We start from the raw sequence: 21,498 nt of genomic DNA, 5'->3' as shown, positions 1-21,498 counted from the left end.
GGTCAGCCATGTTCACTTGCCATCCAACCGCGAATGATGGTCAGGGTGGTATCCGGGTGACGGTTTGAGAGATCGATCAACTGCCGGATCGACGCGGCCCTGATCTGACCCTCGACCTGATGCAGGCTGATCGTCGACTCGTCCGCCAGGGCAGCCTGCTCACCATGCGGCGGAGCCGCCGCCGGACCGGCGGAGCCAGGTGGCAGGATGACGCCAGTGCCGGGTTCGCCTTGATGCACGCCGTCCAGCAGCTGGCCGCCAATGGACAGGGTTGCCTGCGGCGGGTTCAGGCCCTTGATGATCGAGCGGGTCATCAGCAGGATGATGACAAAGGCGGTCACCCCAAGCGCCACCGCCGCTACCAGGCTGATCAGATCATGCCTGGCGTTGCCGGGACGTGCGGCGACCTCGGGTTCAGCCGGATCGACCGGGTTGATAAAGGGCATGCTGACGACCTCGACATGGTCGCCGCGCTTCTCGTCGAAACCGATGGCACTTTTCGCCAGCCGTTCGATCTGATCCAGATCCGCCTGCGGGCGGGCCTGCCAGGTGTGCTTGCCGTCCGGACCGACCGCATCGATGCCATCGACCATCACCGCCAGCGTGATCCGGTCCACCTTCGGCTGGTCTCGCGTCGTGCTGTGAACGGTCTTGCTGATTTCGTAGTTCGTCGTCTCTTCCTGGCGGCCTTCCTGGCTGCCGGTGGCCTGTGCGGTGGCGGCGGCGTTGGGCAGGTTGTTCTGCAGCGAAACCGGCGCGGCACGGTCCGTCGTCTTGTTGTTCGACGTGACGTTCTGCGTGCTGCGGACCACGGGACTGTCCGGATCGAAATGCTCCTGCGTGTCACTGGTCTTGTCGAAGTTGATCCGGACAGAGGCTTCGGCGTGCACATGGCCGGCGCCGAGGCTGCGTTCCAGCATCTCCTCCACCGAATGTTCCAGCCGCAGGCCCAGAGTGCGGCTGAGATCGTCCGCCACCATGGAGCGTGTCCGAGGGTCGTCGGGATCGCCGGCGCGCGCCAGCAGATGCAGGTGGGAGTCGACCAGGCTGATGTTCTCCGGCCGCAGTTCCGGCACGGCGCCGGCGGCCAGGTTGATGATCGACTGGATGCCTTCCTGCGACAGCGTCTGATTGCCGACCACGGTCAGCATGATGCTCGCCTGGGCATCGCTGTGGCGGTGCGCGAAAGGTTCCTTGCGCGGCAGCACGAGGTGTACGCGGGCGTGCGAGATGCCGTGCATCGCCTCGATCGTGCGGGCCAGTTCGCCTTCCAGGGCCCGTGTCCGCTTCACGTCCTGATCAAACTCGGTCAGGGTCAGGTCGTTGCCGCGATCGAAAATCTCATCGCCGATCGTGCCGGAGGCCGGCAGACCGTCCTTCGCCAGCAGTGCCCGCGCGGTGAAGACATCGTCGGCCGGCACCATGATGCGCTTGCCGTCGGCCTCGACCCGGTAGGGGATCTGGCGATGCTCCAACTGATCGACGATCTGGCCGGAATCATGCAGATCGAGATCGCCGTACAGCAACGACATCCGCGAGGTGCTGACGCCGCCCAGTTCCAGGTAGGCGACGATGCCGACCATGCCGATGACCACGCCGGCCAGCGCCAGGATCGGCGCCATGCCGAGTTTGCGCAGGCTGTCGAGAAGGCCCTTCATGCATTTTGCTCAGGTATCGGCATGGTTCTACCAATGTCGCTCACCGACAAGCCGCGCTCGCGATGTCGTGAGGATGAGCTACAGGATAATGGTTGCCAGTTCGTTAACGGCGGATCGGGGTCAAGGCGTGACCCAACACCCCCTGGCAACACCCTCTGGCAACATCCCTTGGCAGCTCGGCCATGGCGGGCGATGGGTCTGATTTCCGTGTCCATGCGTGGCGCCGGCATTCGGACGGCCGAACCCCGCATGGCCTCCGGCCGGGACGATCCTGGTTGCCTGGACGCCATCAACGACGCTGTCGGCCCGGGCGCTGACCAATGGTCCGGTTCGACACTCCCCGGCGATCCACTGGCTCGACACTCTTCGGCGATCCACTGGCTCGACGCTCTTCGGCGATCCACTGGCTCGACGCTCTCCGGCGATCCAAATGTTTGCTTCCCTCGACCACACCCCATATGGAAGGCTGATGCAGTCGCCAAGGAAAACCGACCCAGTGTCTCAAGCAAGTATGTCTCAAGCAAGCATGTCTCGAGCGAGTATGTCCGACGCAATCCAGATGACCCGCTTGCCATCCGGCCTGACCGTTGTAACCGAACGCATGGAGCGCGTGGAAACGGTTTCCTTCGGCGCCTATGTCGGCACCGGATCGCGCAGCGAGACGGCGGCGGAGAACGGCGTCTCCCACTTCCTGGAGCACATGGCATTCAAAGGTACCACCTCCCGCAGCGCGGCGGCGATCGCCGAGGAGGTCGAGGCCGTGGGTGGGCACATCAATGCCTACACCGCACGGGAACAGACGGCTTACTATATCAAGGTGCTGAAGGAAGATGCGGCCCTGGCCACCGACATCATCGGCGACATCCTGACCCACTCGACCTTCGAAGGGCAGGAGCTGGAGCGGGAGCGTGGCGTGATCCTGCAGGAGATCGGGCAGGCGAACGACACGCCGGACGACATCATCTTCGACCACTTCCAGGAGGTTGCCTACCCGTCACAGCCGATCGGCCGGCCGATCCTGGGGTCGGAGGAGGGGATCCGCCAGATGCCCCGCGCCACCCTGACCGGCTACATGAAGCAGCATTACGGGGCCGGCAACGTCGTGGTCGCCGCGGCCGGCAATCTGGAACATCAGCAAATTCTTGACCTGGTTGGCCAGCATTTCGCCGATCTGCCCGTCAGCGTGCCGGCGGCGATGGCGAACGCGGTGTACAGCGGTGGCGAATTTCGCGAAGAGCGGGATCTTGATCAGGTCCACATCGTGCTGGGCTTCCCCTCGGTCGGCTATGGCGATCCGGATTACTACTCGACCTTGCTGCTGTCGTCCCTGCTGGGCGGCGGCATGTCGTCCCGCCTGTTCCAGGAAATCCGGGAGAAGCGGGGACTGGTCTACTCCATCTATTCCTTCAGTGCGCCTTATGCCGACGGCGGGTTGTTCGGCATCTATGCCGGCACCGGGGAAAAGGAAGCCGAGGAACTTGTCCCCGTCGCGCTGGAGGAACTGCGCAAGGTCCAGTCCGAGGTGACCGAGCAGGAACTGTCCCGCGCCCGATCCCAGGTCAAGGCCAGCCTGCTGATGTCGCTGGAAAGCACCGGCAGCCGCTGTGAGCAACTGGCGCGCCAGCTTCAGGTTTTCGGCCGGATCATCCCGACGCAGGAGACGATCGCCAAGATCAACGCGGTCACCCGTGACGATATCCAGCGCAGCGCCATCCGGCAGTTCCACCAGGCCCCAACACTCGCGGCCCTGGGCCCGGTTGGGCTTGTGCCCCGGCTGGGAACGGTGGTGGACAGGCTGAGCAGCTAGGCGATGATTGCAGGTTGCGTCATGCCAGCAGGCGGATCCTGGTATCGCCGGTTGATCGGCCGGGTCATTCGCATGTTGTGACGATGCTGCCTCGGACGATCACGCTGTAACCGATTTAGAAGCGGAAATCCGTCATGACCGATCCTCTGTCGCTGCTCGCCGACCTCATCAGCCAGGCTCGCAAGGCCGGTGCCGATGCGGCGGATGCCGTGCTGATCTCCGGCACCTCTCTGTCGGTTGCCCGCCGCCTGGGCAAGACCGAGCATGTCGAGCGATCGGAGGGACAGGACCTGGGCCTGCGCGTCTTCGTCGGGCGGCACGCCGCCATCGTGTCGTCGACAACGGCCGATCCCAACGCCTTCGCCGGATTGGCGGAGCGCGCCGTCGCCATGGCGAAAGTGGTGCCGGAGGACCCGTATGCCGGACTGGCGGAGACCGCGGCGCCGCCGCAGGCTGTTGATCTGGATATGGAAGACCCGACGGTTCCTTCAGCCGAGACACTGGTCGAGCGCGCCGCGATCGCCGAGGAGGCCGCCATGGCGGTGGCCGGGATCACCAACTCCGAGGGCGCCGAAGCCGGATTTAGCCGTTCGGAGCTGGCCCTGGTGACGTCGGCCGGGTTCGCCGGGCGGCGTTTCGGCACGAACCATTCAATTTCGGCCACCGCGATCGCCGGCGCCGGCACCGCGATGCAGCGGGACTATGATTATCACAGCACGGTCTATCTTGCTGACCTGGACGATCCCGCCGGCATCGGCCACCGCGCCGGCGAACGTGCCATCGCTCGCCTGAACCCGATACGGCCAAAGACCGCGAAGCTACCCGTGGTGTATGATCCGCGCGTGGCCGGCGGGATCGTCGGGCATCTGTCTGGTGCGATCAACGGGGCCGGTGTCGCGCGCGGCACCAGCTTCCTGAAAGACAAGCTGCACAAGCGGATCTTCGCACCGGGCATCGACATCCATGATGACCCGCGGCGGGTGCGTGGCGGCCGGTCGCGTGCCTTCGATGCCGAGGGGACCCCGACAGCGCCGCGCCTGCTGGTTCAGGACGGGATATTGACGACGTGGCTGCTGGATTCCCGCACCGCGCGCCAGCTTGGCATGGCGTCGACGGGGCACGCGGCGCGGGGCGTGGGGGGTCCGCCGTCGCCAAGTGCCACGAATTTGTATCTGGCGGCGGGGACGGTGACGCCGGTTGAGCTGATGGCCGACATCAAGCTGGGCCTCTATATCACCGAGCTGATCGGGATGGGCGTGAATGGCGTGACAGGGGATTACAGCCGCGGCGCCGCGGGGTTCATGATTCGCGACGGGGCCTTGGCCGAACCGGTGGCGGAGATCACCGTGGCCGGCAATCTCGTGGAGATGTTCGCCAGCCTGCGTCCGGCGAACGACCTGACATTCCGGCGCGGAACCGACTCGCCAACGCTGCGGATCGAGGGAATGACAATGGCGGGCGGATAAGGGGCGGGCGGATAAGGATTCTCGTGCTCGACGGCTCTGTATCGATCCGCAGGTAAATCAGGGGCGCGTCCGAGGCCGAAGCAACCTCGGACGATCGCGCTCTACGCCGTAGCGGTACCCGGAATGGCCGCTTCCTCGGCCGATACCCGCGCCACCGGCTCGTGCATGTCCACATCCCGCGTTTCAGGACCGAGCAGCGCGCCCGCGATCATGAGCACCCCAGCGATGACCAGCAGCACCAACGGTCCGAACACGTAAGGCATCACCGACGACAGACCAAGCAGGTAGATCCCGGTGAAGGCCGGAATGACCACGGCCGCGCTATAGCCGATGCCGTAGCCGCTGGCCCGGATGTGCGTCGGAAAGCGTTCCGAGATATACGTCGAGACGATGCCCCATGGCGAGACGATGAGGATATAAAACGCCATTGTTATGACCGCCGTTCCCAGTTGAGAACCTCCGCCCAGGGCGTGGGCGACCAGCAGGTAATACAGCCCGGTCCCGCCAAACAGCACCGCCATCCCGCACAGCACGATCGTTTTGCGGCGGCCGATCATCTGGCTGAGCATGCCACAACCGACGAACCCAAAGAACAGAACGACACTGCCGCCCAGGAAAATGTCGGAGGTGATCGACGCGGGAAGATGCAGGTGCTGGATCAGGATGCCGGGCAGGATGCTCGACACCTGCGAGGCGAACCAGAACCCGACCATCATGACGAAGACCTGGAACAGGTTGCGCCGGTGAACACCGGAAAACACCTCTTTCAATGGTGCCACGCTTTTCTTGCTCGCCATCCAGACCGGCGATTCCGGGACCGTGCGGTAGAACATCAGAAAAGCGAAGGCGAGCACGCCGCCGAACAGGAAGGCGACCCGCCAGCCCCACTGGAGGTATTGCTGCCGCGTGGTGATGGCCAGCAGCAGGCTGGTAACCGCTGACACCAAGGCGAAGCCGATGGGAAACGCGCCCTGCAGAATGCCGCCGACAAAGCCGCGGCGCTGCTTTGGCACCATCTCCAGGGCCAGCGTGTTGTTGGAGGTATATTCGCCGCCCATGAAGACGCCGTCGATGAAACGCAGTCCGATCAGCAGGACCAGCGACCCTATGCCGAGCGTGGCGTAGCCTGGCAGGCAGGCGATGAGCGCGGTGAAAACGCCGAAACCGGCGATGCTGATCATCGTCGTCCGGCGCCGGCCGATCTTGTCCGCCCAGTGGCCAAAGATGACCGCCCCGCAAGGGCGGCCGAACAAGGTGGCGGCGAAGGTGAAGAAGTAGATCGTCGTGCTGGCCGCGGCACTCAATCCGGGCGGTTCGAAGTAGCCGATGACCGGTGCCAATGCGAGCACCGGCAAATAGATGTCAAAGAAATCGACCGCGAAACCGATGCAGCCGGCGAGAACCGTCCGCTTGACGATCGGTGACAGTCGATCGGCGCTGTAGAGTCCCGACTCCATTTTCAAATCCCCCCGGTTTGGCCTTTTCTATGCAGACGAAGATCATTTCGCCGATCTTAAGCGAGTGCTCCATGCAGGCAGCGTACGCACCAGAGGCAACCCTTAGCGGATTGCCAAGTCAAGCGCCTTCCCCTTGCCGATGGGCCGGCGAAGCCTAATGCCAGCGGAGCATGACCGTTGCACGCACGCGGGCCCATCGGCTAGGCTCCTCGGATACGGGAAATCCTGGCTCTGTTGCCGCGGCTCCCACCGAAATTTGCAGCCGCGGGCGCGTGACCTCTACGCGTGGTGCCGCCGACGCACCATATCGTATCCGTTCAACCGAGAAGCGAAATCAGATGCGTCGCAAGCAGTTCCTCTTCGCCGCCGTTGCGGCCCTGGCTCTGGCGCTGACGCCAGGGCTGGCGGAAGCTCGGGCCGGGGGTGGAAGTTCCATGGGTAGCCGTGGGGGCATGACTTTTTCAGCGCCGCGATCCACTAACACCGCACCTTACGCGGCTCCCATGCAGCGGAGCATGACGCAGCCATCGCCTGGCTATCAGTCGCCGGGATACGCATCACGAGGCTTTGGGCGGTCCAGCTTTGGGTCCGGGCTGATGGGTGGCCTGATCGGCGCCGGCATTGGCGGCTTGCTGTTTGGCCACGGATTTTTTGGTGGTGGGCTGGGATTTGGCGGGTTCCTGGGCTTCCTGCTGCAGATTTTCCTGCTGGTCATGCTGGCCCGGTTTGTTTTCCGTCTGTTTCCCGGGGCACGGCGTCCGGCCATGGCCGGCGGCCCCAACATCTTTGCCAGAACCAGCCCGCCGGCTTCGGGTCCCTTGCCAGGCGCAGGCGGTAGCGGCGGAGCTCCGCCGATCGCGATCAACCCGGCCGACTACCAGCAGTTCGAGCAGCTTCTGGCTGGCGTCCAGGCGGCCTGGAGCGCCCATGACCTGAACGGCCTGCAAGCCATGGCCACGCCGGAAATGGTCAGCTACTTCGCCGAACAGCTTGCCGACCAGGTCAGCCGTGGGGTGCGAAACACGGTGACCGACGTTCATTTGGCCTCAGGTGACCTGGCACAGGCCTGGGCGGAGCAGGGACGCGAATACGCGACTGTCGCGATGCGGTTCTCGATGATCGACGTTACCCGGGATTCCGCTGGACGCGTGGTTGACGGCAGTCCGACCGAGCACGTGACGGAGACCGAGGTCTGGACGTTCGTCCGCTCACGCGGCGGTCGTTGGCTGCTGTCGGCGATCCAGCAGACGCGTTAGGCCTGCCGCCTCGTCATGCCCCGGCCTGTCCATGCGGAGCAGGCTTGTCCATGGAGAGGAGGCAACCCAGGACTGAACGAAGCGGCGAAGTTCATCCGACGGCATGACCTGGCTTGTATTATTTCCCCGGTCCTCGTTTCGTCGCCGCCGGCATGGGTCGTGGCCGCGCCGGAAGGTCTTCCTCCAGCACCGTCATGTGGATGGAGTAGGATGTTTCGCCTTCCTCGGTGTCCTGATGAATTGTGCCGACCGTCTCGTCATTGACCGCCAGTTCGACCGACAGGCCCTTGCGAAGCGGCGGCACGATTTTAATCCGCTCGCTGCCAAACAGCTTGCGGAGATAGATTTGCAGACGTTCGATGTCCGTCGGGGTCATGCAGGAACGCTCATGAGGTAATTGAGCAAGCCGTTTACCCCTGATTGCGGGACGTGGTCCAGAGCGCCGATGACGGCGTGATCAATCCAGCATATGGCCGAACCGTCCGGCCTTGGTCGCCAGATACTCATCGTTGACGCCGTTGGGCTCGAACGAATGCGGTTCCCGCCCGACCACGTCAATGCCGCATGCCACCATCGCCGCCATCTTGTCCGGGTTATTGGTCAGCAGCCTGATCCGGCTGATCCCCATGGTCCGCAGCATCGTGGCGCCGACCAGAAAGTTGCGTTCGTCCGCGCCCCAGCCCAGGGCGCGGTTGGCGTCCATGGTATCAAGGCCACGATCCTGCAGGCCATAGGCGCGCAACTTGTTAACCAGGCCGATGCCGCGGCCTTCCTGCGCCAGGTACAACAGTATGCCGGCACCATCCTCCGCGATGCGCCGGATCGCGCCGCGCAACTGTTCGCCGCAGTCGCACCGCATGCTTCCCAGCAGATCGCCGGTGAAACATTCCGAGTGAATCCGAACCAGTGGCGCGTCTGCTTCCGCCGGATGTCCGATCACGATCGCGAGATGCTCGAGCGCCGAACCGGCGCTGCGAAAGGCCACGACCTCGCTGTTTGGCGCGTCGTTCAACGGCACCTTGGCGGCGGCGACCTGTCGCAGGCTGGCGACCTCGTCCTCGGCATAGTGCAGCACATCCGTGGCCACGACCGCGACCAAATCATGCAAGGTGCGCCTGGCTTCGAGATCGGCTGGTGGCGGACCGGCAAGCACCGCCGGAAGCAGTCGGCCGATCTTTGCCAGGCGCAGCGCGGCCGCGGCACTGGCGGGAGCGGCGCCTGGTTCGAGCCGATGGCGAAGCTTCTTCTGCGGCAAAGTCGGGTCGGAAAGGCTCTGATAGACCTCGATGTCCATAAGAGGTTTCGGAATGATGATGGCGGCTGCCTCGGCCTCCCGCGGCATGGGTACACGCAGGATCGCAGCCGCTCGCGGCGGCGCCAGAAGCAGCAGCGGCGGTCCTCCGGTCAGTGCCTCCAGTTCAGCCAAGGCCGCTGTATCGGCGGTCTCGGCGGCAAGCAGGACCAGGGGTGAAGCGCCGCCCAGGATAACCGGAACGCCACGCCGAAGTTCCGATGCCGCACGGTGAACCTGCCGGATCCGCAACCGGCTTACGGCATCCGTCCCAGGGGGATCCACGAGGGGATCCACGGGGGGATCAGGCTGCATCCATCACCTGCCGACACACCAAATCACGCAACCTCAATAAAACGTGTTGTAAACTTTTGGAACATTTCCGACGAACTTTCGTCATTATTAGAGGTCAAGGTCGAAATTCTCCGTTCACGCGATGACCTCCATCTCTGCTAAGCCTTATATAAGCGACATTGGAGCAATCCAGAGGGGATGAACACCACGGGACTGGCCTATCCACGCGCTGTCTGGTGATTGTATGCCTGACCAGCACCGATTTCGTCCGGCAAAGAGAACGTCTATGTAGGTGCGTCGTCGTTGAGCGAAGCAGCGTAGCGGCGGTGACACCAGCCGCATCTAAACACTGGCAGAAGAGGAACCTGAGTATGTCTGCAGAACGCCCAGTCCTGATCGTTGACGACGACGACGACCTGCGTGAAACCCTGGTTGACCAGCTTGCCATTGACGGTGAATTTGTCGCCACCGAGGCCGCTTCGATTCAAGACGCAGAGGCTCGGCTTGCCGCCAAGGACGCTCGGTTCGATGCGATTATCCTGGATGTGGGGCTGCCGGACGGGGACGGCCGTGATCTGTGCGCGCGACTGCGCAAGCAGGGACAGCGGATGCCGATCATCATGCTGACGGGCTCGGACGGCGAGACGGATGTGGTACGTGGCCTCGACTCGGGCGCCAACGATTACATCGCGAAGCCATTCAAGCTAGCCGTGCTACTGGCGCGTCTGCGCGCGCAGCTTCGGATCTTCGAGAACAGCGAGGATGCGGTTTTCACCATTGGGCCGTATACATTCCGTCCCGCCGCAAAACTGTTGCAGGAACCGGCGAAGAACCGTCGCATCCGGTTGACCGAAAAGGAAGCGGCGATTCTGAAGTTCCTCTACCGCGCCGGCAGCCGATCGGTTGCTCGGCAGGTGCTTCTGAACGAGGTGTGGGGCTATAACGCCGCCGTGACGACCCATACGCTTGAGACCCACATCTACCGCCTGCGCCAGAAGATCGAGCCTGATCCGGCGAATGCCCGTCTTCTGGTGACCGAGGGTGGTGGTTACCGGTTGGACCCCGAGGGCATTCCGGCGCTTCGCATGCCGACACCGGTGCATGCCTGATACCAACGGCCCTTGACGTTGACCCACAGCGGGTCAACGGGCCATCGGTATCTTATTGATTTCGCGCGCGGCCGCCCCACCAACCCCACGCGCATACCAGTCGGCCCTTCAGGCACTGGTATGACAAGGCTTGCGGCGGTCAGTGATGAAGTGGCCCTTTATCCAGGCTGAGCCAGCTACACTGTTCACCTAGCACGCCGGGACGAAGTTCTTCGTATGTGTCATGACCAACCGCCGCAGGCCATGACACGAAAAGGATCGATCCGCGCTCCAGGTTGGCCGCCAGCCACCAACGAGGCTTAAGTCGCCGACCGGCTCTCAGGCCGTCATAGCTTCTCGACCTGGGAGTACTCCAGCTCCACCGGCGTCGAGCGGCCAAAAATTGAAACGCTGACCTTCACGCGGCCCTTTTCCTCATCCACTTCCTCGACCGTGCCGTTGAAGCTGGTGAACGGCCCGTCGGCAACCCGTACCTGTTCGCCGATTTCATAAAGCACCGCCGGCCGCGGACGGTCCACACCTTCCTGGCTTTGCTTCAGGATGCGGTCCGCCTCGGCGTCGCTGATCGGCGTTGGCCGGGTCTTGCTGCCAAGGAAGCCGGTCACCTTTGGCGTGTTCTTCACCAGGTGCCAGGCGTCGTCCGTCAGGTCCATCTTCACCAGCACGTAGCCTGGGAAGAACTTGTGCTCGCTGTTGATCTTGCGGCCGCGCTTGACTTCCATGACGTTCTCAGAGGGCACCAGCACTTCCTCGAACTGCTCGCCCAGTCCCTTTTGTGCCGCCTGCTCCTTGATCTGCTGGGCGATCTTCTTCTCGAAACCGGAGTAGACGTGCACGACGTACCAGTTCTTGGCCATTTATCCAGGATCCCTCAGATGCCCACATTGAACAAGGCGCGCACCCCAAGGCCGATCACCTGATCGACCACAAAGAAGAAGATCGCCGCGATCGTGGCCATGGCAAATACCAGACCCGTCGTCACCAACGTCTCCTTTCGGGTCGGCCAAGTGACCTTGGCCATCTCCGTTCGGACTTCACGCACGAATTTCGCCGGTTGAAACGCCACGTTTCGTCCAATCCCCATGCTGATCGCCAGGCGGTATCCCATACCCGAAGGAAGCCGACCCTTCGTCCGGTGTCGCCGGCGAAGCTGGCAGGGGTGGAGGGTCTCGAACCCCCAGCCTCCGGTTTTGGAGACCGGCGCTCTAGCCAATTGAGCTACACCCCTTCAGCGGGCCGACGCAAACCATGGGATCACGCGCGACAAGCCGCGTAGAAAGAATGCGCGCGTTCCATTGTCAAGGGTTAAGCGGAGTGTCGTCAGGGCGATCGCTTGAGTGGTTGAGGGATTCCCGTGCGGGCTAGAATCGGATTCATAGGAAGCCTCTCATCAGGAGGTCTCTATGTCCATGCCAAGCCAGCCCTGCTTCTTGTCCCACTTCGCGGCCCTCCGGGACCCGCGCCAAGCGACGAAGGTGCTATATCCTCTACCGGAAATCCTGTTGCTGATGCTCTGCGGGACCATCGCCGGTGCGGACGACTTTGTCGAAATCAGCCTGTGGGGCAGCGAACGCCAGGGCTTCCTCCGCCGTTTTCTGCCGTTCAAGCACGGCATCCCGAGCCACGACACATTGTGCGACGTGATCGCGGCGATTGATCCTGAGCTGTTCAAGACATGTTTCCTGACCTGGGTAGACGGGTTGCGGACTGACACGCCCGAGATTATCGCGATCGATGGCAAGACCTCGCGTCGCAGCCATGCCCGCGGCAAAGGGCGTCTGCCGCTGCATACGGTGTCCGCCTGGGCGACGCGTCAGCGATTGGTCCTTGGACAAGAGGCGGTGTCGGCGAAATCCAATGAGATCACCGCCATTCCTGTGCTGCTGCGTCGTCTGGAACTGGCCGGCGCGTTGGTGACCATCGATGCCATGGGCACGCAGAAGGAGATTGCCCAGACGATCATCGAGGGTGGTGGCGATTACGTGCTGGCCTTGAAGGAGAACTGGCCAGCGACCTATGCCGAAGTGGAAACCGTCTTTGCCGATCCACCACCAACGCTGACGCTGCAAAGCTTCGAGACCGTCGATGGCGACCATGGCCGGATCGAAACCCGCCGCCATACGATCTGCCACGACATCAACTGGCTGTTCGCCGAGCGGCGTCATCCGGGCGAATTTGCATTCCCTGGCCTGACCGCCATCGGCATGATCGAAAGCGAAACCGAGCGGGGCGGCGTTATCCAGACAGAAACCCGATACTACCTGTGCTCAACCAAACTCAGTGCCGAGACCCTCGCCAGGGTCGTGCGGAGCCACTGGGGCATTGAGAACCGGCTGCACTGGGTGCTGGATGTGGTATTCCACGACGATTTGGCGCGCCTGCGCACCGCTCATGGCCCTGCCAACATGGCGGTCGTGAAACATACTGCCATGAATTTACTGAACCAGGCGAAACCCGTCACCAGCTTTAAGAACCGCCGTAAAAAGGCCGGCTGGAATCAGGATTATCTGGAAAACGTCATCCGGCGCATCGCATGAGACACTCAAGCGATTCCCCTGGGAGTGTCGTGCCATGTAGCAGCGCAGACTGGCAGCTTGGCAGCTTGGCAGCCTGGCAGCCCAAACTGACAGCCGGCCTGGCAGCTAGACCGGCAGCCTAGCCTGGCAGCCGGCCTGGCAGCCGGACCCGCAGCCCAGGCTGGTAGCCCAGAGTGGCAGCCCACAACACCAGCCTGACCGGCGTCGATCCCTATTTGTTCTTGACATCGTTCGCGCCCTGTGAGACGGACAGGTGAGATGGCCCATTAGATGAAGAGGGTCGAACGGACAGAGAACAATCATGCTTGAGCGCGCGGATGTGGTGATCGACCATGATGCCATCAAATATGATGCCATTGACCAAGATGCGGCAGATCACGCTGCCATCGTGGCGCTGGAAAACGTCGGCCTGCCGGACCCTGAAGCGGATCAGCGCCTGCCCGGCCGCCGCGCCGCTGGGCGAGGCGCGGTGAGCAATCCGCAGGTTCGCTTTGATATGCACGCCAGCTCCGCCTTTGATGACGGATGGGACACGCTGACCCAGGATGTTGGCGACCTGCCGCGCCTGGACACCAGCCTGATGCGTGACGCCACGCGCTCCGCGATAAGCTGGAACACCTCCCCGGACATTGGCTTTGATCGAGCCGTCAATCCCTACCGCGGCTGCGAGCATGGCTGCATCTACTGCTATGCCCGCCCAACCCATGCCTATCTGGGCTACTCACCCGGGCTCGACTTCGAAACCAAGCTGATCTTCAAACCGCAGGTGGCGGAGTTGCTGGAGAAGGAGCTGCGCCGGCCTGGCTATGTCGCCCGGACCCTCGCGCTTGGCTCCAATACCGATCCATACCAGCCGGTGGAGCGCACGCTGAAGCTGACGCGGTCGGTGCTGGAGGTACTGGATCGGTTCAACCATCCGGTCGGCATTGTCACCAAGTCCACCGGCGTGCTGCGCGACCTCGATATCCTGTCCTCAATGGCCAGCCGCAATCTCGTCCGCGTCTATTTGTCCGTCACCACATTGGATCCACGCCTGGCCCGCGTGATGGAGCCACGCGCCGCGACGCCCGCGCGTCGCCTGCAGGCGATTGCCGAACTCGCCCGGGCCGGGGTGCCCACCGGCGTGCTGGTGGCACCGATGATCCCCGCGCTGAACGACAGCGAAATGGAAAAGATCGTTGAAGCCTCGGCTCGCGCCGGGGCCACGCATGCGGGCTATGTACTGCTGCGCCTGCCGTTGGAACTGCGGCAAATGTTCGAGGCATGGCTGCAGACGCATTTCCCTGACCGAGCCCGTCACGTGCTCAGCCTGATCCGCGAAACCCGCAGCGGAAGCCTGAACGACCCGCGCTTCCATCATCGCTTCTCCGGCCAAGGCGTCCACGCCGACCTGCTGATGCGTCGCTACGCCCGCATTTCCCGCCAGCTTGGACTGGGCGACCACGATGCCCAACTCGCTTGTGATCGCTTCGCCGTCCCTGGCGATGCTGCCGCCGCCACTTCGGGTCAGATGTCGCTGTTCTGAGGACGGGAAAAGGCCAGGGCGCTGCCCTGGACCCGCAAAGGGGCGGATGCCCCTTTGATCCCCGTCCAGGGGTTTGGGGGAGAGGGGGCGACACAGTTGTTACAAGCGCCTCGGTCGCCCCCTCTCTCCCAAACCCCTAAATGGGTTCCACGGGCGTCAGCCCTTGGCGGGGTCGAGGGGCGGAGCCCCCGCCTTCCTCCCCGCCGCAGGCCCGAGATTGACGCGCGGGCGGGCGGCAATCTATCTTCCGAGCGAATAATATAAGAGACGATCCTGGTCTCAGTCAGGGAGGCTATCCGCGGTGGAAGATGCTGCGCGTGTATTGCAGCTTGTCGTCAACGGTGCAGCGGCAGGCTGTATCTACGGGCTGATCGCCCTTGGCTTCGTGCTGATCTACAAAGCCACCGAGATGGTGAACTTCGCCCAGGGCGACATCATGATGCTGGGCGGCTTCGTCGCGTACAGCCTGATCGTCCATTTCGGCCTGCCGTATTGGGTCGGTGCTTTCCTGGCGATCGTGATTACCGCGGCATTCGGCTATGTGCTGGATGCGTTCGTGATACGAAGAGTCATTGGACAGCCGCAGTTCGCCGTGGTCATGCTGACCTTGGGGCTGGGATTCATATTCCGTGCCGCCGCGGGCATTACCTGGGGCTATGACTCGGTCGGCTTCAATACGCCGTTCACCAACAAGACGGTCAACGTCGGCGGCCTGATCCTCGGCCAGGATAATCTGTCGATCATCGTCGGCACGGTCCTGCTGTGCGCTGTGCTGTACCTGTTTTTCAGCAAGACCCGAGTCGGGGTGGCGATGCAGGCGGCGTCGCAGAATCAGCTTGCCGCCTATTACATGGGTATTCCGGTGCGCCGGATCTTCTCGCTGATCTGGGCGATCAGTGCCGGCGTCGCCTGCCTGGCGGGCGTGTTGCTGTCGCCGGTCTCGATGATCGACGTGAACATGGGGTCACTCGGCATCAAGGCGTTCGCCGCGGCGGTGATCGGCGGCTTTGGCAGCATACCGGGCTGCCTGATCGGCGGCGTCATCGTCGGCATTGTCGAGCAGTTCGCCGGCTACAAGCTGCCCGCCGGCTTCCAGGAGGTCACGTCGAACGTCGTTCTGCTGCTGATGCTGATGATCCGGCCGCAGGGCCTGTTCGCCGAACGCATGGGAAAGCGGGTCTGATGCGCCATCTGTTTCGCACCCAGTATCGGCAGGATATCGCGTTGTTTCGCCACAACGGCGACCGCTTCTGGTATGGCCTGCTGGTGGTCCTTGTGCTGATCGCGCCGCAGGTATTGGGCGAATTCTACATTGGCGAACTGGGCGCGGTGTTCATCTTCGCCATCGCCGGCGTCGGCCTGATGCTGCTGGTCGGCTACACCGGCCTGATCAGCCTGGGCCATGCCGCGTTCCTGGGCATCGGTGCCTATTTCAACGCCGTGCTGCTGGCGCAGGGGGTGCCGTTCCTGGTGACGCTGCCGCTCGCAGGCCTTTTCACCGCATTGTGCGGCGCCGCGATCGGCCGGCCAACCTTGCGCATGAGCGGGCTGTACCTCGCCATTGCCACCCTGGCTTTCGGCAGCATCGTCGGCACTGTCTTCCAGAAATGGACCGCGGTGACCGGCGGGTTCGACGGTTTCGCCGTGCCGACGCCGTATGTCTTCGGCATCCCGGTCGACGGCGCCACCGGCATCTACTACGTCTCCCTTGTCGTGCTGCTGTTCGTGCTGTGGATTTCCGCCAACCTGCTGCGCTCCCCGGTCGGCCGAGCCATGGTCGCCATCCGCGACAGCGAGGTGTCGGCGCAGAGCATGGGCATCAACCTGGCCTGGTACAAAACGCTGGCGTTTGCCATCAGCGCCGGCATGACCGGCCTGGCGGGTGCCTTGTTCGCGCATTACGTCCGCTACCTGGCGCCGGATGCCTTCGACGTCCTGCTGTCGGTGCAGTTCGTCACCATTGTCTTCATCGGCGGCCTGGGGTCGCTGCGCGGCGCCATCCTGGGGGCGATGTTCGTCCGCCTGCTACCGCAGTTGATCGCCATCGTGCGCGATGACCTGCCCTTCGGCATCGGCCGCCTGCCAGGGCTGGAGCCTTCGCTGTTCGGTCTGGTCCTGGTCCTGGTGATCCTGTTCCAGCCAGGCGGCCTGAACGGGATGTGGCTGAAGGTGAAGAGCTGGTTCCAGGAATTTCCGTTCAAGCGGCAGGCTGGCTTCCGCCGGCAGAAATCCTATGCGAAGTCGGAGCGGCTGCGATGATCCTGTTCCAGGCCGACGACATCTCGGTGCGTTTCGGCGGCATCCGCGCGGTCGATTCGGTCAGTTTCGATGTGCATCACGGCGAGGTCTTCGCGATCATCGGCCCGAACGGCGCCGGCAAGACGACGATTTTCAACCTGATCAGCCGCATCTATACCCCGACCTCTGGCCGGCTGCTGTTCGAAGGGCAGGAGTTCACCCGCACGCCGGCCAACCGCATCGCCGGACTTGGCATCGCGCGGACCTTCCAGAACATCGAGCTGTTTGCCAACGCGACGTTGCTGCAGAACCTGCTGATCGGGCGGCATTGCCACTCCAGCGTCGGCTTCCTGCCGCAGATGGCGTTCCTGCCCTCGGTCCGGCGGACGGAACTGAAGCACCGGGAGAAGGTGGAGGACGTCATCGCCTTCCTCGGCTTGCAAAGGTATCGTGAGTCGCTGATCGCCAACCTGCCTTACGGTGTCCGCAAGGTGGTTGAACTCGGACGGGCGCTCTGCATGGAACCGAAGCTGCTGCTGCTGGATGAGCCGTCTTCCGGCCTGAACGTCGAGGAAACCGAAGGCATGGGATTCTGGATCGACGACATCAAGCAGGACCTCGGCATCACCGTTATCATGGTGGAGCACGACATGGCGCTGGTGAACCAGGTGTCCGACCGTGTGATGGCGCTGAACTATGGCAAGGTCCTGGCGATGGGGACGCCGCAGCAGGTGCAGACTCATCCGGAAGTGATTCGCGCCTACCTCGGCGGCGATCTGGAGGCGGCGGCATGACCGAGCCTCTGCTGCGGGTGAATTCCGTCGAGACCTTCTATGGTCCGATCCAGGCGATCCGTGGTGTCACGATTGATGTCGATGCCGGGCAGATCGTTACCGTGCTGGGAGCGAACGGCGCCGGCAAGACGACGGTGCTGCGCACCATCTCCGGCGTGCTGGATCCCGAGCGTGGTCAGGTGGTATTTGACGGACAGGACATTGCCCGCCTGCCGCCCGATCAGGTGATGCGCCGCGGCATTTGCCATGTGCCGGAAGGACGCGAGACCTTTCCGTTCCTGACGGTACGGGAAAACCTGATGATGGGCGCCTATACGCGCCGCGATACGGCCGGCATCGCCCAGGATATCGAGCTTTGCTTCAGCTATTTCCCGCGGCTGCAGGAGCGCCAGCATCAGCGCGCCGGTCTGCTGTCGGGCGGCGAGCAGCAGATGATGGCAATCGGGCGGGCGCTAATGGGCAAACCGAAGCTGTTGCTGCTGGACGAGCCGTCGCTGGGCCTGTCGCCGCTGCTGGTGCAGCAGATCTTCGGCATCATCCGCCGCATCAACCAGGAGCAGAACGTCGCCATCCTGCTGGTCGAGCAGAATGCCCACCTGGCGCTGCAGACCGCCGATTTCGGCTATGTGCTGGAGGTCGGACGCATTGTCGCCGCGGATGACTGCAAGACCCTGATGCAACGGGCCGACATCAGGGAATTCTACCTGGGCCAGAAGGAAGCAGGCGTTCGCGGCCAGCGACGCTGGAAGAAGAAACGATTGTGGAATTAGCCAGCAACGGCACGCCCGATTTCGCCGCGAGCATTCCCGCGCTGATCGCTCAGCGCGCCTCGATGCACGCCGCCAAGACCATTCTGCGCCGCAAGGACCGCGGCATCTGGAAGGCGGTAAGCTGGTCGCAACTGGCGGACCAGGTAAAGGCGATCGGCGAGGCGTTGCTCGCCTGCGATCTTGGCCGCGGCGGTTCGGCGGCGATCATGTCTGAAACCAAGCCAGAGGCTGTCTATGCCGATCTGGCGATCCAAGGCACCGGCGCCGCCAGTATCATGATCCACCCGGAGGAGGATGCCGACCGGATCGGACATATCCTGCAATCCACCGGCTGCCGCTTGGTGTTCGTGGAGAGCGAGGAACAGCTCGACAGGATCCTGACGGTCCGCGACCGGTGTCCGGCGCTGGTCCGCATTGTCATCTTCGACATGAAGGGGCTGCGGGAATTCTCGGATCAAGCATGTGTCAGTCTGGCCAGCTTCGTCACCCCCAGTGGCGCGGCCGGCCGGAGCAGCGCGGCCGACTGGAGTGCCGCGGTCAACGCCGTCATGCCGGACCAGCCGGCGGTCATGCTGTTCCCGCGCGACGAGCCTCGGCCGCAAGGACGCGTCCTGACTCACCGCGAGGTGCTGCAAATGGTCGCCGGCGCCCGCGCCAGGCTGCCGCTTCGGCCGAACGACGAGCGGCTGGCGGTGTTGCGGCTGGCTGATCTGGAGGAGCGCGTGTGGGGCCTGTATGTTGCGCTGGATGCTGGTTGCATCAGCAACTACCTGGAGAGTCCGGACACCGCGGCGGAGAACCTGCAGGAGTTGCAGCCGACGGTCCTGGGTGCGGACGCCGAGGCCTGGGCGCACCTGCATGGCCGTGCCTCGCGCTTCGCGAAGGCTGCCACGGCGACGCAGCGGATGGCCTATGAGTGGGCGTTGCGCGCCGGAAGACATGGCAGTCCCAGGGGCAGTCCCAGGGGCAGTCCCAGCGGCAGCCCCAGGGGCGGCCTCGGTTCGGCGCTGGCCAATTTGCTTGTGCTTCGTGCGGTGCGGCGCGAACTGGGGCTGAACAAGCTGCGGCTGGCCTATGTCGGCGGCGGACCGGTCAGCGCGGCGACACAGGATTGGGCAAATTGTCTGGGCATCACGATCCACCGCATTGACGAACCCGTTCCGACCGGCCACCAGCCGGATGCACGCCATCATAGCTTGATGCAGGGTGCTCCCGCCTGAAGCGCCGACAGGATGGCCACTGGGAGCCGGCGCGGGAAACCGCGATGGGGTATTGATCCGGTCGATCCCGCGGCCAGGGGGGAGGCGAAATCATGCCGCTGGTGACCGTGCTGGATCATCCGCTACTGCGTCACAAGCTGACGTTGCTGCGCGACAGAGGCACCACAACCGGAAAGTTCCGCCAAGTCGCGCGAGAGATCAGCCTGCTGATGGCCTATGAGGTCACGCGTGATCTGCCGCTGGAGCCGGTCGAGATTGAAACTCCGCTGGAGACGATGCGGGCGGAGCACCTCGCGGGAAAGAAGCTGTGCATCGTCTCCATCCTGCGTGCCGGCAATGGGATTCTAGACGGAATGCTGGACCTGGTTCCCTCGGCCCGGGTTGGGCATATCGGCCTGTATCGTGATCCCGTCACGCTGCAACCGGTGGAGTATTACCTGAAGCTGCCGAACGACATCGCGGAGCGGCTGGTTATCCTGGTGGACCCGATGCTGGCGACCGGCCATTCCGCCACGGCCGCCGCGTTCCGCCTGAAGCAGGCCGGCGTGGCTACGATGAAGTTCGTCTGCCTGCTGGCTGCGCCGGAGGGGATTGCCGGGTTTACCCAGGCGCATCCGGACGTACCGGTGTTCACCGGGGCGATCGATCGGGAGCTGGACAGCCATGGCTACATCAGGCCTGGGCTGGGCGACGCGGGCGACCGGTTTTACGGAACGCGGTGAGCAGGCTCGCAAGGAATTTTCCACCCCGACGGAGCCAACCATGTAGAGTTCCTTCGAAACAAAAAAGGGGAAACCGATGTCCAGACGCATGTTCCTGGCTGGCCTTGCCGCGACCTGTCTGCCTGTCACCGTCCGTGGCGCGCGCGCCGACACGCCGGGCGTCACGGCGACCGAGCTCAAGATCGGCAATACCGCCGCCTACAGCGGCCCTGCCTCAGCCTACGGGATCATTGCCCGTACCGAGGCCGCCGTGTTCAAGATGATCAACGACCAAGGCGGTGTCGGCGGGCGGATGATCACTTATGATTCGCTGGATGATGGCTACAGTCCGCCCAAGACGGTGGACCAGGTGCGCCGCCTGGTGGAGCAGGATCGGGTCGCCTTTATCTTCGCCACCATCGGCACGCCGACCAACACCGCGATTTCCCGCTACACCAATGGCAAGGGCGTGCCACTGCTGTTCCTGGGCAGCGGCGCCAGCAAGTGGGGCGAGCCGAAAACCGCACCGTGGGTGATGGGCTGGCAGCCGAGCTACCGGACCGAGGCTCAGATCTATACGCGTTACATTCTGCGGGAGAAGCCGGACGCGAAGATCGGCATCCTTTATCAGAACGACGATTTCGGCAAAGACTATCCGGCCGGTGTGCGCGACGTTCTGGGTGCCGACTTCGACAGCAAGGTGGTCAAGGTCGTCTCTTATGAAACGACCGATGCGACGATCGATTCGCAGGCGGTCGCGTTGCAGGGTGCCGGCGCCAATGTCCTGATTACCGCCGCAACGCCAAAATTCGCCGCGCAGACCATCCGCAAGATTGCCGGCCTCGGCTGGAAACCGCTGCACTTCTTGACCAACGTGTCTATCTCGGTGGGTTCCGTCATCACCCCGGCTGGGCCGGAGAACGCGGTTGGTCTGATCAGCGCGGCCTATCTGAAGGACCCGACGGACCCAAGCTGGAAGAACGATGGAGGGATGAACCAGTGGCGCGGCTTCATGGCAAAGTACATGCCGGATGCGGACCTGACTGATGGCGGAACAGTATTCGGTTATGGCGTGACGATGTGCCTGTGGCAGGTGCTGAAGCAGTGCGGCACAGACTTTTCTCGCAGCAACATCATGAAGCAGGCCGCCAGCCTGCACGATGTGGAGGTTCCCGTGCTGCTGCCCGGAATCAAGGTCAATACCAGCGCGACCAACTTTCACCCGATCCAGCAGATGCAACTGACGCGCTGGACCGGCCAGCACTTCGAGTTGTTCGGCAAGGTGCTGGAGGGGACGACAGCGTAAGCCACGCCAGTGACGGCGGCCGAATACTTAGCAAGGGCGGGTTCTGGCTGGCGCGCAACGGGCGCCGAA

The 21,498-nt window shown here is 63.4% G+C and carries 19 protein-coding genes and 1 tRNA gene; 13 read left to right on the top strand and 7 right to left on the bottom strand.

Going from position 1 to position 21,498, the window contains the following annotated elements:
• Positions 1-2: 2 nt before the first annotated feature.
• On the bottom strand, positions 3-1,658 hold the full coding sequence (gene fliF, locus ACQY4S_RS21990) for a flagellar basal-body MS-ring/collar protein FliF (protein ID WP_428487333.1): 1,656 nt from the start codon (positions 1,656-1,658) through the stop codon (positions 3-5).
• 541 nt (positions 1,659-2,199) lie between these two features.
• Here fliF and ACQY4S_RS21985 point away from each other — a divergent pair.
• A complete protein-coding gene (locus tag ACQY4S_RS21985) occupies positions 2,200-3,465 on the top strand; it encodes a M16 family metallopeptidase (protein ID WP_428487332.1) in 1,266 nt (421 codons plus the stop codon).
• Positions 3,466-3,599: 134 nt separating this feature from the next.
• Positions 3,600-4,931 carry a TldD/PmbA family protein gene (locus tag ACQY4S_RS21980; RefSeq protein ID WP_428487331.1) on the top strand — a complete coding sequence of 444 codons (1,332 nt, stop codon included), beginning with the start codon at positions 3,600-3,602 and terminating at the stop codon, positions 4,929-4,931.
• Positions 4,932-5,032: 101 nt separating this feature from the next.
• On the opposite strand, the gene ACQY4S_RS21975 is transcribed toward ACQY4S_RS21980, so the two are convergent.
• Positions 5,033-6,388: an MFS transporter gene (locus ACQY4S_RS21975; RefSeq protein ID WP_428487330.1), complete on the bottom strand. Its 1,356-nt coding sequence runs from the start codon at positions 6,386-6,388 to the stop codon at positions 5,033-5,035.
• Between the two features lie 338 nt (positions 6,389-6,726).
• Between ACQY4S_RS21975 and ACQY4S_RS21970 the strand changes: the two genes are divergently transcribed.
• Positions 6,727-7,644: a Tim44 domain-containing protein gene (locus ACQY4S_RS21970; RefSeq protein ID WP_428487329.1), complete on the top strand. Its 918-nt coding sequence runs from the start codon at positions 6,727-6,729 to the stop codon at positions 7,642-7,644.
• Positions 7,645-7,762: 118 nt separating this feature from the next.
• Here the strand turns inward: ACQY4S_RS21970 and ACQY4S_RS21965 are convergent, their stop codons facing one another.
• Together ACQY4S_RS21965 and ribA are read right to left on the bottom strand one after the other, a co-directional pair.
• Positions 7,763-8,020: a DUF3126 family protein gene (locus ACQY4S_RS21965; RefSeq protein WP_428487327.1), complete on the bottom strand. Its 258-nt coding sequence runs from the start codon at positions 8,018-8,020 to the stop codon at positions 7,763-7,765.
• Positions 8,021-8,101: 81 nt separating this feature from the next.
• Positions 8,102-9,232, bottom strand: coding sequence for a GTP cyclohydrolase II (gene ribA, locus ACQY4S_RS21960; protein WP_428487326.1), 1,131 nt, complete (start codon positions 9,230-9,232; stop codon positions 8,102-8,104).
• Positions 9,233-9,600: 368 nt separating this feature from the next.
• Here ribA and ACQY4S_RS21955 point away from each other — a divergent pair, with 368 nt between their 5' ends.
• The gene (locus ACQY4S_RS21955) at positions 9,601-10,338 is read left to right on the top strand and encodes a response regulator transcription factor (RefSeq protein WP_428487325.1); all 738 of its coding nucleotides are present in this window, start codon (positions 9,601-9,603) and stop codon (positions 10,336-10,338) included.
• A gap of 326 nt (positions 10,339-10,664) precedes the next feature.
• Here ACQY4S_RS21955 and nusG read toward each other — a convergent pair whose 3' ends face one another.
• From nusG to ACQY4S_RS21940, 3 genes are all read right to left on the bottom strand, one after another.
• Complete coding sequence (gene nusG / locus ACQY4S_RS21950; RefSeq protein WP_428487324.1) at positions 10,665-11,195, bottom strand: transcription termination/antitermination protein NusG; 531 nt, start codon at positions 11,193-11,195, stop codon at positions 10,665-10,667.
• A 14-nt stretch (positions 11,196-11,209) separates the two neighbouring features.
• On the bottom strand, positions 11,210-11,422 hold the full coding sequence (gene secE / locus ACQY4S_RS21945; RefSeq protein WP_428488474.1) for a preprotein translocase subunit SecE: 213 nt from the start codon (positions 11,420-11,422) through the stop codon (positions 11,210-11,212).
• Positions 11,423-11,489: 67 nt separating this feature from the next.
• Positions 11,490-11,566, bottom strand: a tRNA-Trp gene (locus ACQY4S_RS21940).
• 175 nt (positions 11,567-11,741) lie between these two features.
• On the opposite strand from ACQY4S_RS21940, the gene ACQY4S_RS21935 reads away from it, so the two are divergent.
• From ACQY4S_RS21935 to ACQY4S_RS21895, 9 genes are all read left to right on the top strand, one after another.
• The gene (locus tag ACQY4S_RS21935; RefSeq protein ID WP_428483659.1) at positions 11,742-12,875 is read left to right on the top strand and encodes an ISAs1 family transposase; all 1,134 of its coding nucleotides are present in this window, start codon (positions 11,742-11,744) and stop codon (positions 12,873-12,875) included.
• Between the two features lie 301 nt (positions 12,876-13,176).
• Positions 13,177-14,400, top strand: a complete 1,224-nt coding sequence (locus ACQY4S_RS21930; protein WP_428487323.1) for a PA0069 family radical SAM protein — start codon at positions 13,177-13,179, stop codon at positions 14,398-14,400.
• A 301-nt stretch (positions 14,401-14,701) separates the two neighbouring features.
• Entirely contained in the window at positions 14,702-15,583 is an 882-nt protein-coding gene (locus tag ACQY4S_RS21925) for a branched-chain amino acid ABC transporter permease (RefSeq protein ID WP_428487322.1), read from the top strand.
• Complete coding sequence (locus ACQY4S_RS21920; RefSeq protein ID WP_428487321.1) at positions 15,583-16,659, top strand: branched-chain amino acid ABC transporter permease; 1,077 nt, start codon at positions 15,583-15,585, stop codon at positions 16,657-16,659. The genes ACQY4S_RS21925 and ACQY4S_RS21920 overlap by 1 nt, the downstream gene beginning before the upstream one ends.
• Entirely contained in the window at positions 16,656-17,432 is a 777-nt protein-coding gene (locus ACQY4S_RS21915; protein ID WP_428487320.1) for an ABC transporter ATP-binding protein, read from the top strand. Before ACQY4S_RS21920 ends, ACQY4S_RS21915 begins: the two co-directional genes overlap by 4 nt.
• The gene (locus ACQY4S_RS21910; RefSeq protein WP_428487319.1) at positions 17,429-18,202 is read left to right on the top strand and encodes an ABC transporter ATP-binding protein; all 774 of its coding nucleotides are present in this window, start codon (positions 17,429-17,431) and stop codon (positions 18,200-18,202) included. The genes ACQY4S_RS21915 and ACQY4S_RS21910 overlap by 4 nt, the downstream gene beginning before the upstream one ends.
• A complete protein-coding gene (locus ACQY4S_RS21905; RefSeq protein ID WP_428487318.1) occupies positions 18,193-19,422 on the top strand; it encodes an AMP-binding protein in 1,230 nt (409 codons plus the stop codon). Before ACQY4S_RS21910 ends, ACQY4S_RS21905 begins: the two co-directional genes overlap by 10 nt.
• 92 nt (positions 19,423-19,514) lie before the next feature.
• A complete protein-coding gene (upp, locus tag ACQY4S_RS21900; RefSeq protein WP_428487317.1) occupies positions 19,515-20,144 on the top strand; it encodes a uracil phosphoribosyltransferase in 630 nt (209 codons plus the stop codon).
• A 76-nt stretch (positions 20,145-20,220) separates the two neighbouring features.
• Positions 20,221-21,429 (top strand): ABC transporter substrate-binding protein, encoded by a 1,209-nt coding sequence (locus tag ACQY4S_RS21895; protein ID WP_428487316.1) that lies wholly within the window; start codon positions 20,221-20,223, stop codon positions 21,427-21,429.
• Positions 21,430-21,498 lie beyond the last annotated feature (69 nt).

The organism is Rhodopila sp. (assembly GCF_965276935.1).
Taxonomy (GTDB): Bacteria; Pseudomonadota; Alphaproteobacteria; order Acetobacterales; family Acetobacteraceae; genus Rhodopila.
The sequence above is the reverse complement of the archived record's forward strand: the minus strand, read 5'-3'. Positions and strand labels throughout refer to the sequence as shown.